The sequence below is a fragment of the Streptomyces zinciresistens K42 genome, assembly GCF_000225525.1.
Classification (GTDB): Bacteria; Actinomycetota; Actinomycetes; order Streptomycetales; family Streptomycetaceae; genus Streptomyces; species Streptomyces zinciresistens.
Genome location: NZ_AGBF01000467.1, coordinates 1 through 867, shown reverse-complemented (window position 1 = coordinate 867; position 867 = coordinate 1). Strand labels below are relative to the sequence as shown.

At 73.5% G+C, this 867-nt stretch carries 1 protein-coding gene; it reads right to left on the bottom strand.

Features of this window, described 5'->3' with window-relative positions; genetic code table 11:
• The coding region (locus SZN_RS37240; protein WP_244313505.1) for a TnsA-like heteromeric transposase endonuclease subunit at positions 1 to 636 on the bottom strand (636 nt) is incomplete at its 3' end.
• Positions 637 to 867: the final 231 nt, after the last annotated feature.

Sequence of the window (867 nt, the reverse complement as noted above, 5' to 3'; positions counted from 1 at the left end):
GCCGAACACCTCCAGCAGAGCCGGCGTCCACGGCCCTGCGGCGTACCGGGGATGCCGGTAACCCGCCAGCCACCGCACGTTGGCCACCAGCACCGGATCCGGCGGCCCCGCGAGCCGGTAGGACCAGCCCGCTGCCTCGGCGGCAGCCGCCACAACCCGTGCCCGTGCCGTCAGCCGGGCAGAGGGCCCGCTGCGTCCGCCGCCGTCGAGCAGCAGTCCGCTGCCGTCCTGAAGCCTGGCCATCAGCTGCGGCGCATGACCGGCGGTCTTGCTTTCCTCACGCCACACCAGTTCCACCGGCCGGCAGGCCAGCGCCACCACCGCCGGATCCCGGTCCAGCAGCATGAGCTGGGTCCGCATGACACCGGACCTGTACGCCACCAGCCGCCCGGTCGTGGCCGACCACCACCAGCCCGGAGCCCACCGCCGCCCGGGCACCACCGGGAACGCCGCCACCGGCGCCAGCTGCTCGAACCTGACCGCCACGGCCGCCTCCACCCAGCGGCGCTGCACCAGCGTGCCGTCCACTCCGGCGAACTCAGCCTCTACCGCGCCCGGTTCCGGCACCCGGCAGGCGTTGCCCGCGACGGCGGGTAAGCCGGTCTGCGCGCTGTCCTGGCTGCTGTCGGTGATCACGAACTCCACATAACGCCATGCCTGACCTGCCGCGCAGGAGAACCGGCCGGTAACCGCAACATCGGTGCAACCGCCGGATGTTGGGCTGCGCGCGGCACCCGGGGTGCCGCGCCCGGGCACCGGTGTCAGTGCAGAGCCCGCACCTTCACGTTCCCAGTGCAGGCCGTTGTGTCAGTCTTCGCTACGGCCTGCGGCGAGCACCCGGGACAGCTCCTCGGCGGGCAGGCGCGG